The organism is Acinetobacter junii, assembly GCF_018336855.1.
In the GTDB taxonomy this organism is placed as follows: Bacteria; Pseudomonadota; Gammaproteobacteria; order Pseudomonadales; family Moraxellaceae; genus Acinetobacter; species Acinetobacter junii.
Window position 1 is genome coordinate 1,351,114 of record NZ_CP059558.1, and the last position, 16,617, is coordinate 1,367,730.

Consider the following 16,617-nt stretch of genomic DNA (forward strand, 5'->3'; position numbering starts at 1 on the left):
ATTGGCGATAATCTATATACAATAGCTCAAAGTATTGTGTATGAGTTTTAATCAATGTCAAGAACATCCAAGCAAACTGATTTGGATTTATCACTCGGGGAAGACAGTCCTGTACCTTTGTACTTGCGAGTGAAACAAATGATTTCACAGAAAATCTACGAAGGCACATGGACAGTCAATAAAAAGATTCCATCCGAGAGTGAATTAGTCAACTTGCTTGGTTGTAGTCGTATGACAGTTAATCGTGCGTTGCGTGAGTTGACCAGTGAGGGCTTGCTGGTACGCATACAAGGTGTAGGTTCATTTGTTGCAGAAGGACAAGGACGCACAGCTTTATTTCATGTGAATAATATTGCCGAAGAGATTATCGCTCGAAATCATAAACATCGTGCAGAAGTATTGGTGTTGGAACAAATTCAAGCCAACACAGAACAAAGCGTATTAATGCAGATGCGTGAAGGGCAAAAGCTATTTCATTCGATTATTGTGCATTATGAAAATGACGTGCCTGTACAAATAGAAGATCGTTTAGTTGATCCAGTGTTGATACCTGATTATTTAGCTCAAGACTTTACAGCGATTACGCCAAATGCTTATTTGATGTCAAAGGCACCTGTGACTGAGGGTGAGCATGTGGTTACGGCGATTTTAGCATCGGCTCAAGAATGTAAATGGTTGAAGATTAATAAGACAGAACCCTGCCTATTGATTCGCCGTCGCACATGGTCAAATAAACAACTGATTTCAAGTGCACGTTTGATTTATCCGGGCAGTCGTTATTATTTGGAAGGTAAATTTACGCAATGATTCAGCATCTAAGCTCAGCAGATTATAAATGCATGCTGTGGAAAAATGGTGCAGGCTATACAATTGAACTTGCTCGGAGTGAAGGGAGTAGCCTTGAGTTATTTGATTGGCGTATTTCCATGGCGGAAGTCAAAACGTCTGGTTCGTTTTCCAAATTTGATGGTATGCAACGCTATTTGACGGTTTTGGAAGGTCAAGATATTTTGCTGAATATTGATCATCAAGTGAAGCATTTACAATATCTGGAATCGATAAAGTTCAGTGGAGACAGTCAGGTTAGTTGTGAATTGCCCAATGGAAAGATTCGAGACTTTAATCTGATATATGATGCTAAAAAATTTCATGCAGATTATGAATGGATGTTCGAGTCTGCTGCTTCTGAAATAAAGAGTTCTGCTGATTTAATTTTTGTTTTTAATCAAAGTTTAGAACCTTTAGAAATTAAAATAAATGAATCTATTTTCTATCTGGAGCATCAAGAAAGTTTAATCATAAAAGATCGGAATTACTTGAAAAGTATTTCTTTTGGTAAGCAGGATAAAAAACAAGTTTGTGCGATTAGACTCACAAAAATTTAAATAATTAACACTTTTTTGAAACCCATACAATTTTTAGTTGTATGGGTTTTTTATGGTCTTAATAAAAATAAATCAATTTATTTCATATGTTTAAAATTTATTTTCATAAATGGAATGAAATGCATCTTTTCAAGATAAAAGATTTGTGTAGTATATAGATGTATATACAAGTTAATACATTGCTATACGTTAAAAGCAGTTTAATTTGCGGTTCAAATCTCAAAGGAAGGAGTCCGATTGTGACTACAATGACAACAAAATTTCGTGACGTAGAAATTCGCGCACCACGTGGTACACAACTGAAAGCAAAAAGTTGGTTAACTGAAGCGCCGTTACGCATGCTGATGAATAATCTTGACCCTGATGTGGCAGAAAATCCAAAAGAACTCGTTGTATATGGTGGGATCGGTCGTGCTGCACGTAACTGGGAATGCTTTGATAAAATTGTTGAAACTTTAAAAAACTTAGAAGCGGATGAAACCTTGTTGGTTCAATCAGGTAAACCTGTTGGTGTATTCAAAACCCATAAAGATGCGCCACGTGTTTTGATTGCAAACTCGAACTTAGTTCCACATTGGGCGAATTGGGAACACTTCAATGAGCTAGATGCAAAAGGTTTGGCTATGTACGGTCAAATGACAGCAGGTTCTTGGATCTACATTGGTAGCCAAGGCATTGTACAAGGTACATATGAAACTTTTGTTGAAGCAGGTCGTCAACATTACAATGGTGATTTAACAGGTCGTTGGGTACTGACTGCTGGCTTAGGTGGTATGGGCGGTGCTCAACCATTAGCAGCAACATTGGCTGGTGCATGTTCATTGAATATCGAATGCCAACAAACCAGTATCGATTTCCGTTTACGCACACGTTATGTTGATGAACAAGCGACTGATTTGGATGATGCATTAGCACGTATTGAAAAATACACCAAAGAAGGTAAAGCTGTTTCGATCGCTTTACATGGTAATGCAGCAGAAATTTTACCTGAATTAGTTCGTCGCGGTGTACGTCCTGATATGGTCACTGACCAAACGAGTGCACATGATCCACTTAATGGTTATTTGCCAGTGGGTTGGACATGGGAAGAATACCGTGAGCGTGCTAAAACTGAACCAGAAGCTGTGGTAAAAGCGGCTAAACAATCTATGGCAAAGCATGTTCAAGCGATGCTTGATTTCCAAAAAATGGGTGTGCCAACATTTGACTATGGCAACAACATTCGTCAAATGGCACAAGAAGAAGGTGTTGCGAACGCTTTTGATTTCCCAGGTTTCGTACCTGCTTATATTCGCCCATTGTTCTGTCGCGGTGTAGGACCATTCCGTTGGGTTGCACTTTCAGGTGATCCAGAAGATATCTATAAAACAGATGCAAAAGTAAAAGAATTAATCCCTGATGATGAACATTTGCATCGTTGGTTGGATATGGCACGTGAACGTATTAGTTTCCAAGGTCTACCAGCGCGTATTTGTTGGGTGGGATTAGGTCTACGTGCCAAACTTGGTTTAGCTTTTAATGAAATGGTTCGCAGTGGTGAGCTTTCAGCGCCGATCGTCATTGGTCGTGATCATTTAGATTCAGGTTCAGTATCAAGTCCGAATCGTGAAACAGAAGCGATGCAAGATGGTTCAGATGCAGTATCTGATTGGCCATTATTAAATGCGCTCTTGAATACAGCAGGTGGTGCAACTTGGGTTTCTTTACATCATGGTGGTGGTGTTGGTATGGGCTTCTCTCAACATTCAGGTGTTGTGATTGTATGTGATGGTACAGATGAAGCGGCAGCACGTATTGCTCGTGTATTAACCAATGATCCTGCAACAGGAGTGATGCGTCACGCTGACGCAGGCTATGACATTGCGATCGAGTGCGCTAAAGAGCAAGGTTTGAACTTGCCTATGATTACGCAGTAAACAGACAACAACATTACGATGCTTTTTGCAATTGTGTAAGCAGCATCGTAAGCGAACAATAGAATGCAAAACAGGACGCCAATGATGGAACTTTTAATTCAACCCGGCAAACTTACCTTAGCAGATCTTCGTCATGCCTACCTAAATCCAATTAAAGTCAAACTTGATGACAGTGCATCCGCAGGCATTAATGCCAGTGTTGCATGTGTCGAAAAAATAGTGAATGAAGGCCGTACCGCTTACGGGATCAATACTGGTTTTGGCTTGCTCGCTTCAACTAAAATTGCGCCTGAAGATTTAGAAAAATTACAACGTTCACTAGTACTTTCTCATGCAGCAGGTGTTGGTGAACCATTAGATGATGCGATGGTTCGTTTAATCATGTTGCTCAAAGCAAACAGCTTGGCACGTGGTTTCTCAGGTATTCGCCGTAAAGTGATTGATGCCATTCTTGCGTTGATCAACGCGGAAGTGTATCCACATATCCCACTTAAAGGATCGGTGGGTGCATCTGGAGATTTAGCACCATTAGCACATATGTCTTTAGTGTTATTAGGTGAGGGTAAAGCTCGCCATAAAGGTGAATGGCTTTCAGCTGTTGATGCATTGAAAGTTGCTGGCTTAGAACCAATTTCCCTAGCGGCTAAAGAAGGCTTGGCGCTGTTAAATGGTACACAAGTTTCAACAGCATATGCATTGCGCGGTTTATTTGAAGCAGAAGATTTATTTGCTGCTGCTACGGTTTGTGGTGGTCTAAGTGTAGAAGCGATGTTGGGTTCACGTGCGCCATTTGATGCTCGTATCCATGAGGTGCGTGGTCAACGTGGTCAAATAGATGTTGCTGCGGCTTATCGTGACTTACTCACTGATTCAAGTGAAATTGCACATTCGCATGAAGATTGCAGCAAAGTTCAAGACCCATATTCATTACGTTGCCAACCGCAAGTGATGGGTGCCTGTTTGACTCAAATTCGTCAGGCAGCGGAAGTATTGGAAATTGAATCAAATGCTGTATCAGATAATCCACTGGTTTTCGCAGCTGAAGGCGATGTGATCTCAGGTGGTAATTTCCATGCTGAGCCTGTGGCGATGGCGGCAGATAATTTGGCACTGGCAATTGCAGAAATTGGTTCACTGTCTGAACGCCGTATTTCGATGATGATGGATCGTCATATGTCACAACTTCCACCATTTTTAGTCGCTAATGGTGGTGTCAATTCTGGATTTATGATCGCTCAAGTGACTGCCGCAGCATTGGCAAGTGACAACAAAGCTTTAGCACATCCTGCAAGTGTGGATAGTTTGCCAACTTCAGCAAACCAAGAAGACCATGTTTCTATGGCACCAAATGCTGGTAAGCGCTTGTGGTATATGGCAGATAACGTTCGTGGCATTCTTGCAGTGGAATGGTTAGGTGCATGTCAGGGGCTTGATTTCCGTGAAGGTTTAAAAAGCTCGCCAAAACTTGAACGTGCTCGAAAAGTATTACGTGACCAAGTGCCTTATTACAGTGAAGATCGTTTCTTCGCTCCTGATATTGAACAGGCAAGTGAATTACTCGCAAGTGGTTGTTTGAATGAGCTCATTCTCCCAAATCTATTACCTAGTCTATCAAACGCCTAATCATGATAACGGTCACATGGAGTGACCGACTCTAACTATATTTCCTCAAGGATTGGAGATAATAATGTCACAACACTCCACTTTACAGCGGGGATTAAACACCCGTCACATCCGTTTCTTAGCATTAGGTTCAGCGATAGGAACGGGACTTTTTTACGGTTCAGCAACAGCCATTAAAATGGCAGGGCCATCAGTTTTGCTCGCATATATCGTTGCAGGGATCGCAATATATATCGTGATGCGAGCATTAGGCGAGATGGCTGTTCAAAATCCAGTTTCAGGCTCTTTCAGTCACTATGCTTCACAGTACATCGGACCACTTGCAGGTTTTACCACAGGTTGGACTTATGTATTTGAAATGATCATTGTTGCGTTGGCTGATGTGACTGCGTTTGGGATCTATATGGGCTTCTGGTATCCAGATGTTCCTAGATGGATTTGGATTCTGTCACTGATCATGTTCTTAGGTGCAATTAACCTCATTCATGTCAAAGTTTTTGGTGAGCTAGAGTTCTGGCTTTCAATCGTAAAAGTGACCGCGATTGTTGCCATGATTTTGGGTGGCTTAGGACTGATGATTTATGGTTTCAATGCCGATCAAACAGGTTTCACAACAGGTATTCAAAACTTATGGATTCATGAAGGCTTTATGCCAAATGGTATTGCAGGTTTGATTGCGTGTTTATCTGTAGTTGTATTTGCTTTTGGTGGTATCGAGATCATTGGAATCACTGCGGGTGAATCTAAAGATCCAAAGACTTCTATTCCTAAAGCAATAAACGCTGTTCCAGTACGTATCTTATTGTTTTATGTGCTAACAATTTTTGTTTTGATGTCGATTTTCCCTTGGAATCAGATTGGTAGTCAAGGTAGCCCATTTGTACAAATTTTTGAAAATCTAGGTATTGGTTCTGCTGCTACAGTTTTAAACATTGTAGTGATTACCGCTGCGGTATCTGCGATTAATAGTGATGTATTTGGTGCGGGACGAATGTTATTTGGTATGTCGAGCCGTGGACAAGCACCGCAAGTGTTTCAAAAAATCTCTAAAAATGGTGTGCCATGGATGACTGTCATTGTTATGGCAGGAGTCTTACTTATCGGTGTGCTTCTCAACTATTTAATTCCAGAAAATGTATTCCTTATCATTGCATCAATCGCAACATTTGCAACAGTTTGGGTATGGTTGATGATCTTACTTTCACAAGTTGCGATGCGTCGTAAGATGTCGAAAGAACAGATTAAAGCACTAGATTTCCCTGTGATTGGTTGGCCGTATGCTCCTGCATTTGCTATTGCATTCATGTTGTTTATCTTGGCAATGATGGGTTATTTCCCTGACTCAAGACCTGCATTATATGTCGGTATTACATGGTTGGTTTTACTGTGTATTGCATACAACATTTGGGTTAAACCAAAACAAGATGCGATCAAGGTTGATCAGGATTTACCACAAAATTTCAAAATGGAAAGCTAATAACCTAACTGTTCAAGAGCGTATAGCTCTTGAACAGGGAGAGGATCTAAAATGAAAAAGCTTTGGAAAAACTGTCATATCGCTACTATGCAGGATGGGAAATACAATAGTATTGAACATGCTGCTTTAGTGACATCTGGACATCGCATTCACTGGATTGGTCGTGAAAGTGATATTCCAAATGACAATTATGCTGAAACCATTAATTTAAATGGATCATGGTTAACGCCCGGTTTAATTGATTGTCATACCCATAGCGTATTCGGTGGCAATCGTAGTGTTGAGTTTGAGCAGCGTTTGCAAGGCGTTAGCTATGCTGAGATCGCGGCAAATGGCGGTGGTATTGCCAGTACTGTTCGTGCAACTCGTGAAGCGAGCGAAGATGAGTTACTTGCTTCAGCACTAAAACGTATTCGCTGTTTACTCAAAGATGGGGTTACCACCATCGAGATTAAATCGGGATACGGTTTAGACTATCTGAATGAACGTAAAATGTTACGTGTGATTCGTCAAATTGCAAATATTTTGCCAATGACTGTACGCAGTACATGCTTAGCAGCGCACGCTTTACCTCCTGAATATAAAGATCAAAGTGATGCGTATGTTGATCATATTTGTACAGAAATGTTGCCAAAACTACATCAAGAGGGACTCGTGGATGCGGTCGATGCATTTTGTGAGTATTTAGCATTTTCACCTGCACAAGTTGAACGTATATTTAACACAGCACATGCACTCAATCTCCCAGTTAAATTGCATGCTGAACAACTGTCTTCTCTTGGTGGTTCTAGTCTTGCTGCTCGTTACCACGCATTGTCTGCAGATCATTTGGAATTTATGACTGAAGACGATGTCAAAGCAATGGCTGCTTCAGGAACCGTTGCAGTGTTACTACCCGGTGCATTCTATTTCTTGAGGGAAACACAACTTCCTCCACTAGAGAGTTTGCATAAACATGGTGTTCGTATTGCTTTGTCGAGCGACTTAAATCCTGGAACTTCTCCAGCATTGTCATTACGTTTGATGATGAACATGGGAAGTACCTTATTTCGCTTAACACCTGAACAAACGTTGGCAGGAGTGACTATTCATGCCGCACATGCGTTGGGACTACAAGATTCACATGGCAGTCTAGAAGTAGGCAAAGTTGCTGACTTTGTTGCTTGGGAAATTGAACATCCATCTGAGATTGTGTACTGGCTAGGTGGAGATTTGCCTAAACGTATTATTCAGCATGGCAATGAAATTTGTGTTTAGTGCAAACAGTTTTAATTAGCGATATTTGATATGAATCATTCATTTACATGGCAAGGACGACATGATGGCGATGGTGAAGAACATCGACGTATCCATCATGTGGTAAATACCACACAACATGCTTCATTTGCCTTAATTGGTTTTGGTTCGGATGAAGGTGTAAAACGAAATAAAGGTCGTTTAGGCGCAGCGGATGCACCTGATATGATTCGAGCACAATTGGCAAATTTACCTGTACACCAATCTGTATCAATTGTTGATCTTGGTACAGTCGTATGTGAGCAAGGTCAACTAGAAAAGGCACAAGCTGAGTTAGCAGATCAAGTTGAACGAAGTTTGCAACAGGGAATGAAACCGATTGTTCTAGGTGGTGGTCATGAGGTTGCTTTTGGAAGTTTTTCAGGACTGTTCCAATACATCCAACATCATGAGCCGCAGCAAAAAATTGGAATCATTAATTTTGATGCACACTTTGATTTGCGTGAAGCAGAGCAGGTGACTTCAGGTACACCATTTTTAAATGCTGCAAAATTATCAGAACAGAATCAAAAAGAATTTCATTATTTGTGCATCGGTGTCGCGAAGCATTCAAACACGAAAGCTTTGTTTGACACGGCAGATCGCCTGAACTGTCAATATATATACGATCAGCAACTTCAGCTTTCAGAAATTGACCATTTGATATCGAAAATTAACGGTTTTATAGAAAAAATTGACGCGTTATACATTACAGTAGATCTGGATGTATTTAGTGCCAGCATTGCTCCCGGTGTGAGTGCACCTGCGGTCAAAGGAATTGATCTTTCGGTCTTTGATCCATTGTTTCAAGCCATAAAGAAATCTGGAAAAATTCGAGTTTTCGATGTGGCTGAATGCAATCCACGGTTTGATTTGGATAATCGAACAGCCAAATTAGCCGCTTATATTATTTTTAACTACATTTTTGACTGATGGCTTGGCGTGAGCTGACCCATCTATTTTCATTTTATAAGGATAGACAATGTCTAATTTATCTTATATCTCTCAAAATAACGGTCCATGGTCAACTTACCTCGAACAAATCGATCGCGTTGCGCCTTACTTAGAGCATTTAAAAGATTACATCGACACATTGAAGCGCCCTAAACGTGCCTTGATTGTGGATGTGCCGATTGTAATGGATGACGGTACGATCCAGCACTTTGAAGGCTATCGTGTTCAACACAATTTATCACGTGGTCCAGGTAAAGGTGGTATTCGTTTCCATCCAGATGTTGATTTAAATGAAGTGATGGCACTTTCTGCGTGGATGACGATTAAAACTGCAGTTTTAAATCTTCCATTTGGTGGTGCAAAAGGTGGTGTACGTGTTGATCCGCGTAAACTTTCACCTCGTGAGTTAGAACGTTTGACACGTCGTTATACCAGTGAAATTAGTCACATCATTGGACCACAAAAAGATATCCCAGCACCTGATGTAGGTACAAACCCAAATGTCATGGGTTGGATCATGGATACATATTCATCTGGTCAAGGTCATACTGTGACAGGTGTTGTAACAGGTAAACCTGTACATTTAGGTGGTTCATTAGGTCGTATCAAAGCAACGGGTCGTGGTGTGTTTATCACAGGTCAACAAGTTGCTGAGAAGATCAAATTACCTCTAGATGGCGCGAAAATCGCAGTTCAAGGTTTTGGTAACGTAGGGAGTGAAGCTGCGTATTTATTCGCTGAGTCCAAATCTAAAGTCGTAACTATTCAAGACCATACAGGTACGATTTATAATCCAGAAGGTATTAACCTTGAAGAGTTAAAAGTTTATCTTCAAACAAATCAAGGTGTGGGCGGTTTTGCTGGTGCGCAAGCGATCAGTGATGAAGCATTCTGGGATGTGGAAATGGATATTTTGATTCCAGCAGCTTTAGAAGGTCAAATCACAGTTGAACGTGCACAAAAATTAACTGCGAAGTTGGTTTTAGAAGGTGCAAACGGACCAACATATCCTGAAGCTGATGATATTCTAGTTCAACGTGGTATCACGGTTGTCCCAGACGTTATCTGTAATGCGGGTGGTGTAACGGTTTCTTACTTTGAATGGGTTCAAGATATGTCGAGCTACTTCTGGTCAGAAGAAGAGATTAACGAACGTCTTGATAAACTGATGATTCAAGCAATCCATGATGTTTGGAATACTGCCAATGAGAAAGTATGTACGCTAAGAACCGCAGCATTTATTCTTGGTTGTGAGCGTATCTTAAAAGCACGTAAAGAGCGTGGTATTTTCCCAGGTTAATACGGGTGAAATAACAATAGGCGACCTTAAGACCATAGTTTTAAGGTCGCTTTTGTCTTAGAAGTTAATCTAAAAAGAAATCTTTTTGTAATTCTGTCTTTCCTTCAATACAAGCATAGCCGCCTAGTTCAGTGATCCCAATTCTTGCAAGAGCTTGCTCATCAGTTAAACTTTGTCCTGTGAGTTCACCACGATTAGTTGTATAAATTGCATAAGCTGCATCTGCCATAATTTCGGGTTTGCGACTTAGTTGTAGGGTATTTTCTTCTCCCAAATTTTTTGAAACCGCAGCAGTCGCAATATAAGTTTCTGGCCATAAGGTATTACAAGAAATTCCATATTGCCGAAACTCTTCTGCCATACCTAGCGTGAGGATAGTCATTCCATATTTAGATAATGCATAGGGAGAAAGTATTCCTAACCATTTCGGTGACATATTGACTGGTGGAGACAAACTCAAAATATGTGGATTTGAAGATTTTTTTAAGTAAGGTAGTGCTGCTTGGGCGCAGATAAATGTTGCTCTGTGATTAATAGTTTGAATCAAGTCATATTGTTTCAGTGAAGTTGACTCAACACCCGTGAGAGCGATTGCGCCTGCATTATTGATGAGCACATCTAATCCGCCGAAGGTTTCAACTGTTTGTTGGATAGCAGAATGAATTTGTTGCTCATCTCGTACATCCAAAATGAGAGGAAGTGCCTTGCCACCCGCAGCATTAATTTCCTCTGCAACGCTGTATATGGTGCCTGATAATTTAGGTGTTTCGACAGCAGTCTTCGCAGCAATCACGACATTAGCACCTGCTTGGGCGGCCTTTATTGCAATTGCTCGACCAATACCACGACTTCCACCTGTGATAAAAACAGTTCTTCCTTGCATAGTTTTCATTGTAATTTCCTATTTCTAATTCATGTTAAAAATTAAGTTAAAGAATAAAAGGATGTGCAAATTTTTCAGGATTATACAACTGTCGTTGTTTGGCAATTTCTACAATTCGATGGCGCAATTGACGTTTAATTACGGCATAGGTCAGGCGATGTTTCTGTGACATATCTTCTGCAAATCGTAAAGTTTCAGTCTGTAAGGATTCAACAGAATGTATCTGGCTCACTACTTGAGCTTGTAAACATTCAACGCCTGTCATCGATTTGCCTGTCAACGACATTTCCCAAGTTGCATATTGATTAGGTAGCAGTTGGACAATTTCTGCAATGATATCGGTAAAAGGAATGGTAAGTTTTATTTCAGGAAAACAGAATCGACCTTTATCTGACCGCATAAATCTAAAGTCACAAGCTGATGCTAAGATCGCACCGCCTGCATAAGCATTGCCATTGATTTCAGCAATGACAGGGAGATTCAATAATGCTAAGCGAAGTAACATATCTTCTAGTTGAGAAGTAAATGCTTTTTTATCTTCGATAGATTGTTGCATTAACCATGCAAGGTCTAATCCATTACAAAACGTTTTGTGATGATCACTTCGAATAATCAGGCTCGCGTTATTTTTATCGTTTTCAATTTCATCAAAGACCGAAATATATTCATCTAAAACGTCTTTGTTGAGCGCATTTTCCTGATCGCCGTTGATTAATGTCAGCACATAAATGGATTGTTGCTTGTCGAGATGTAGGCTTGCCATTTAAGCAATTCCTCTAAGTTTATTCATTTATCTATGACTGATTATTCAGAATAAACTGCTCGCCCAATAGGGTAGACTATGCCATATTAATGATCATTTTAGGACATTGGATGTGCTATGCGTGATCCTTTTGGGCTGTTTCAAGAAAACATTTCTGTTTCTTATGCTCTTGTATTATTAGAAATTACTGAAGCATATGGCATCGAGAATCAAACTGTTTTACATAATACTGGGTTGGTTCTATCAGCTATGAAACATGCTGATGCCAAAATGAGTGCTCATCAGTGGTCTAAGCTGGTGGTGAATGCATTACAACTCACAGGCAATCATCGCTTGGGTGTTGAGTATGGACTCAAACTTCGTCCTACTTCACATGGGGCATTGGGCTTTGCATTTTTAAGTTGTGCTGATGTTGAAACTGCTTTGACACTCTGTCAGCAATATTTCTGTACTCGGATTCAAAATTTCACACCTGAATGGACTGTTGATCAGGATTTTGTCTATGTTTATTTAGATGATGTACATCCTGTTAGATTTGGTGATGAGCAACAATCAGCGCAATTACGATCATTTCTAGTCGAATGTTTGATCTTTGGAGCAATTCATTTTTTAAGTTTATTTTCAAAAGAGCTGATTGAGCAGAGTGAAGTCTTTCTTGATTGGGAAGAAAGCAATGATTACCAGTGTATTGAGCTTTCAAAAGTTAAGATACATTTTAGTCAAAAAAGAAATGGGCTTCGTTTTCCTAAATTCTTCCTTAACTGCAAAAATAAAAATGCTGATCAAGTTTCTTTTCAGCAGGCACTTTTGTATTGTGAAAATGATAAAGGGCGGTTAGTTAAAGAAAATATAAGGGATTTACAGAAAAGTATCCGCTCAGAATTATTGTATAACTCAAGCAATGGTTATCCCACATTGCCCATGATTGCTGAACGTTTGAATATGTCTGAACGAACTCTAAAAAGACATTTACAGGCGCAAGGGACGACTTTCTTACAGATTTTAGCTGATGTGCGATTTACGGAGGCTAAAAAAATGCTGCAACACAAACAATATAGCATCCAAGATATTGCAAGTATTGTTGGTTATGAAGAAGCGACCAATTTTATCCGTGCTTTTAAAAAGACCTTTGGAGAAACACCAAGCCAATATCGAAAGCGTAGCGTAGCCAAATCTAGTTAAATCGAGATTTCTTTCTCAATAGTTAGAATAAATTGATCCACGGCATGTTGAATTTTTTCAGTCCATTCAAAAGAACAATTCATTCGAATAAAGTGTTGATGTGAAGGCAATACATTAAATAGCGGACTGGGTGCTATACCAATCTGTTGTTGAATCAGTAGTTCATAGATTTGCATGCTACTGACTTTTTCAGGCAATTGAATCCAAAGAAAATAACCACTTGGATAATTATATACCTTGCAGTTTTCGGGTAAATGTTGTTTTAGGTATTGAAAAAATTGTTTTTTATTCTTTTCTAATGAGCGTCTGAGCGTTCTTAAATGCTTTTCATAATGATGATGGGCTAAAAATTCAACTAGGGCATTTTGGATGAGTGCATTTGCAGAAATCGTGCTCATCAGTTGTAAATGTTGGATGTGCTCTGAGAATTTACCCGCATAGACCCAGCCCATACGAAAACCAGAACCTAAAGTTTTCGAGAAAGAAGAGCAGTGCAATACCAAATTTTGTTGATCAAAATACTTCATTGGAAGTGGTTTTTGACTGCCATAAAACAATTCTTCATAGACATCATCTTCAATTAAATGAATTTGATGTTCATGCAAAAGTTGAGCAATTTTAAATTTGATTTCATCGCTGACTGTAAAGCCAATTGGATTGTGTGCATTGAGCATAAACCAGCAGACTTTGATTGGATACGTCTTAATTACTTGTTCAAAAGCTTCAATATCAAAACCATGCTGTGGATGCTCAGGAAGTGTAATGACTTTCAATCCTAAACGTTCGGCTGCCTGCCAAGCGCCATAAAAAATAGTTTGCTGCAATAAAATATAATCACCAGGTTGTGTGATCGCTTGCAAAGACAGATTGAGTGCTTCCAAGCCTCCAGAGGTGATAACAATATCATCCGCATCGGTTGGAATACCTTGCATACAATAACGTTGGGCGATCAGTTTCCGAAGTTCCAAATTCCCAGGTGGAAGATTGGTGGTTTGGTCGTAACTATGTCGGTTACGGGAGAGTTGTCCCATGATTTGAATCAGCTTGGGTGGATAGAGCAACTGACTATCAGGAAATGCCGAGCCCAGCGGACTGATATGTTTAGATTGAATCGATTTTAGATATTTAAATACCAGAGAGTTAATTTCAATTTTGGGATTCAATGCAACAATTGAGTGTGTTTGTGGAATTTGGGTCGATACTTGCTCAGCAACAAAATAACCAGATTTTTCTTTTGAATAAATTAATCCTTGTGCCTCTAATTCTTGGTAAGCATTCATCACTGTGATCAAGCTAAAACCTGAACGTTGTACTTGCTCACGTAGAGATGGAAGTCTGCTATGTGCCTTCCAAGTGCCATTTTCGATCAGTAATTTTAGATTGTGTGCTAACTGTTCAGACTTATACATGAAGTTTGCAGCCCTAATGATATCTGCTTTTATTTTAATGAAAATCTATCAAGATTTTATAACAGATTTAGTCCAATCGAATCATCTGTTATATTTTTTTAAGCATGCTCTGTAGCTATTCAATACTTTAAGTAACGCTCAAAATAAAACCATGAGCGATTACAACTCCAAACACAAAATTGGGGGTATATGGTTCTAAAGAGTGTTTCGATTTGACAGGGCGTATTCGATGTTTGTGACCAAAGAACTTAATGCGATGACAGCAGTTTTTGAAGACAGTATGCCTTCATCACTGATTAAGGAAGAATTACAACTTGAATATGTGAATCTTGAAGCGACTTTATTAAGAGCAAAAGTCTTGAGAAGTTTTGCTAAAGAGAAAGTGACTTACATTGTGCAAACTCAAATTTATGAGAATGACCAAAATTTAGCATATTTATTTGCGCCGTTTGTGCTTGCCAATTTAAATCAGCCTGTGATTTATACCACGTTCAATTCATCTTCGATTTTAAAGATATTAAATCAATATTATCAGGCAGAAAAAAGAGTGAAGTTGAATGTCGTAGATTTGCTGCAAAGTCTGAAAGTTTATGTAGATGTTGTCGATCAACCCAAAAACCAAGAGGACTTTCTATTTAGAAACTTGGTTAAAGCACTCTGTCGATCAGATATTTCGCAAATTTTTCTGATCACATCATCAGCGATGAATCATCACCAACTTCAACAGTTGCAGGATTTCTTAAGTGTAAAGATTAGTGTCATTCAGACAGTTTGTGAAGAAAGTATTGTAAAGGATGAAATATTAAATACTCGGAAATTGTTGTTTAAAAACAAAGATGATTTCCATCGAAATATTTGTACATTGTTTTCATCTTTAAACGCAAAACTTATTGCACAAATAAGTCAACTTAGTGAAGTACAAGCAGCTCATTTGATTGAAGACATGTTTTATTCGGAACATATTTTTGAAAAATTATCAGTCTATGCCGAATACATGCAGACCCATATCCAAAATGGATCAAGTTATAAAACTTTATCCATAATTTAAAGATTTTAGAACCGAATACTTGTATTTGAATAGGAGTAGGCAATATGTCTCAGCAACAATCAAAGTTTCCATACTTAACAGTTGGTATCAGTATTTTACTTGGTTGCTTATTTTTAGTTTTCTTCTTCCTTGCGGTCAGTAATCAACCAGATTATATGCCGTCACAACAGAAGCAGAATATTCAAAAGATTCAATCAGTTCATTCATCAACTGAATGAACTTAGACATTGTAAATCACTTATATTTTCTCAAGCTTACTGCCGACGTTGTGTCCAACAGTAAGCTTTTTTAGACGTGTTATGAATATCGGCGAGGAGACTTGCCTGTCCATCTTTTGAATGCACGCGAGAAATTAGTGATGTTGGTATAGCCTAAATGATCTGAAATGTAGTTTAAGCTTAGGTTATGATTTCTTAACAACATGATTGCTTTGTTGCAGCGGACTTGCTCCACAATATCTCTAAAGTTCGTTTGTTCATCTGCGAGTTTTCTTTGCATGGTACGTTCTGAAATTTGAAGTTTCTCACAGATCTCCGTGATTGAGCTGATTCCTAAGACTTCATCGTAAACCAAGTCTTGAACAAGACTGCTAAAGGTTGAGTGTTTAATTAAATTGCGTAATTGAGTTTTGCATTGTTCTCGCATTAGACGAGCAGTGATTGGATCAGCAGTTGGTAGTGGAATCTCTAAAATTTGTTTGTTAAAAACCAGTCGGGTTGAAGATTGATTAAATCGAACCTCTCCAGGCAATAAGTGCATGAGTTCTTCAAAATAGTCTGGACGCTCAAATTGCACGTCAGCAAAACCTGTTAGTTTATGACCTGATATTGCTTGCCCCATTTGTACGAAACCAAGTAATAAAGCAGTTTGAATCACCTCATCGTATTGATATGGTGTGGTTTGTTCAAAATATAGATACGCAAACTCATCATCAGTGTTTAATTTAATTTTATGTATGGTTGACTGTAGCGCAATAAACTCTTGAGCTATTTTTAAGGCATCATGTACATCTTGAGCTGCCAGTGCTGCAAAACCGATAAGTCCATGGCAAGTCACAGTCATCTGCATACCTAAATAAAAACCAAAAGCAAATGGTTGTGCCTTTGTGAGCAATAACGCTCGATCAATAATATGAATTGTCTGATCAAAATCAGCATGCCACATAGGTTCCAATAGCTTCGCTTGTTCAATCCCTGTGCCATTTAATAATTCTTCTTTTGTGACATTCCAACGCGTCACAACATCCGCAATCAATGCGATGTATGTTCCAGGTACAGTGTTCCTGTATTTGGTTGTGATTTGCATGAAGTGCCCATGTGTGTCGGGAAATGATAATAAGTTGACATATTCTGAACTATTGTCACAAGTTTTTTCTAGGAAAAATAGCAGTCTCTTGGTTAGA

General features: G+C 39.2%; 15 protein-coding genes. 11 read left to right on the top strand and 4 right to left on the bottom strand.

What is annotated here, in order from left to right; translation table 11 throughout:
* The first annotated feature begins 54 nt into the window (after positions 1-54).
* The 8 genes from hutC (at position 55) to H2677_RS06475 (ending at position 9,930) form a co-directional block, all read left to right on the top strand.
* Positions 55-807, top strand: coding sequence for a histidine utilization repressor (hutC, locus tag H2677_RS06440; protein WP_039047261.1), 753 nt, complete (start codon positions 55-57; stop codon positions 805-807).
* Positions 804-1,385 carry a HutD/Ves family protein gene (locus H2677_RS06445; protein WP_212639415.1) on the top strand — a complete coding sequence of 194 codons (582 nt, stop codon included), beginning with the start codon at positions 804-806 and terminating at the stop codon, positions 1,383-1,385. Before hutC ends, H2677_RS06445 begins: the two co-directional genes overlap by 4 nt.
* A gap of 248 nt (positions 1,386-1,633) precedes the next feature.
* Complete coding sequence (hutU, locus tag H2677_RS06450) at positions 1,634-3,301, top strand: urocanate hydratase (protein ID WP_212639587.1); 1,668 nt, start codon at positions 1,634-1,636, stop codon at positions 3,299-3,301.
* 84 nt (positions 3,302-3,385) lie between these two features.
* Positions 3,386-4,924 (top strand): histidine ammonia-lyase, encoded by a 1,539-nt coding sequence (hutH, locus tag H2677_RS06455; protein ID WP_099948493.1) that lies wholly within the window; start codon positions 3,386-3,388, stop codon positions 4,922-4,924.
* A 64-nt stretch (positions 4,925-4,988) separates the two neighbouring features.
* Positions 4,989-6,401: an amino acid permease gene (locus H2677_RS06460; protein ID WP_212639416.1), complete on the top strand. Its 1,413-nt coding sequence runs from the start codon at positions 4,989-4,991 to the stop codon at positions 6,399-6,401.
* 51 nt (positions 6,402-6,452) lie between these two features.
* Complete coding sequence (gene hutI / locus H2677_RS06465) at positions 6,453-7,658, top strand: imidazolonepropionase (protein ID WP_212639417.1); 1,206 nt, start codon at positions 6,453-6,455, stop codon at positions 7,656-7,658.
* 30 nt (positions 7,659-7,688) lie between these two features.
* Positions 7,689-8,609, top strand: a complete 921-nt coding sequence (gene hutG / locus H2677_RS06470) for a formimidoylglutamase (protein ID WP_212639418.1) — start codon at positions 7,689-7,691, stop codon at positions 8,607-8,609.
* 49 nt (positions 8,610-8,658) lie between these two features.
* A complete protein-coding gene (locus tag H2677_RS06475) occupies positions 8,659-9,930 on the top strand; it encodes a Glu/Leu/Phe/Val family dehydrogenase (RefSeq protein WP_004959222.1) in 1,272 nt (423 codons plus the stop codon).
* A 64-nt stretch (positions 9,931-9,994) separates the two neighbouring features.
* Here the strand turns inward: H2677_RS06475 and H2677_RS06480 are convergent, their stop codons facing one another.
* The gene (locus H2677_RS06480; RefSeq protein WP_212639419.1) at positions 9,995-10,822 is read right to left on the bottom strand and encodes an SDR family oxidoreductase; all 828 of its coding nucleotides are present in this window, start codon (positions 10,820-10,822) and stop codon (positions 9,995-9,997) included.
* Positions 10,823-10,859: 37 nt separating this feature from the next.
* Positions 10,860-11,576, bottom strand: a complete 717-nt coding sequence (locus tag H2677_RS06485; protein WP_212639420.1) for an enoyl-CoA hydratase/isomerase family protein — start codon at positions 11,574-11,576, stop codon at positions 10,860-10,862.
* A gap of 117 nt (positions 11,577-11,693) precedes the next feature.
* On the opposite strand from H2677_RS06485, the gene H2677_RS06490 reads away from it, so the two are divergent.
* Entirely contained in the window at positions 11,694-12,758 is a 1,065-nt protein-coding gene (locus H2677_RS06490) for an AraC family transcriptional regulator (protein WP_212639421.1), read from the top strand.
* On the opposite strand, the gene H2677_RS06495 is transcribed toward H2677_RS06490, so the two are convergent.
* On the bottom strand, positions 12,755-14,167 hold the full coding sequence (locus tag H2677_RS06495; protein WP_212639422.1) for an aminotransferase-like domain-containing protein: 1,413 nt from the start codon (positions 14,165-14,167) through the stop codon (positions 12,755-12,757). The genes H2677_RS06490 and H2677_RS06495 overlap by 4 nt on opposite strands.
* A gap of 229 nt (positions 14,168-14,396) precedes the next feature.
* Here H2677_RS06495 and H2677_RS06500 point away from each other — a divergent pair, with 229 nt between their 5' ends.
* Positions 14,397-15,215 (top strand): thioredoxin domain-containing protein, encoded by an 819-nt coding sequence (locus H2677_RS06500; protein WP_212639423.1) that lies wholly within the window; start codon positions 14,397-14,399, stop codon positions 15,213-15,215.
* A 44-nt stretch (positions 15,216-15,259) separates the two neighbouring features.
* A complete protein-coding gene (locus H2677_RS06505; RefSeq protein ID WP_171265895.1) occupies positions 15,260-15,433 on the top strand; it encodes a cbb3-type cytochrome oxidase assembly protein in 174 nt (57 codons plus the stop codon).
* A 79-nt stretch (positions 15,434-15,512) separates the two neighbouring features.
* Here the strand turns inward: H2677_RS06505 and H2677_RS06510 are convergent, their stop codons facing one another.
* On the bottom strand, positions 15,513-16,520 hold the full coding sequence (locus tag H2677_RS06510) for an AraC family transcriptional regulator (RefSeq protein ID WP_212639424.1): 1,008 nt from the start codon (positions 16,518-16,520) through the stop codon (positions 15,513-15,515).
* Positions 16,521-16,617: the final 97 nt, after the last annotated feature.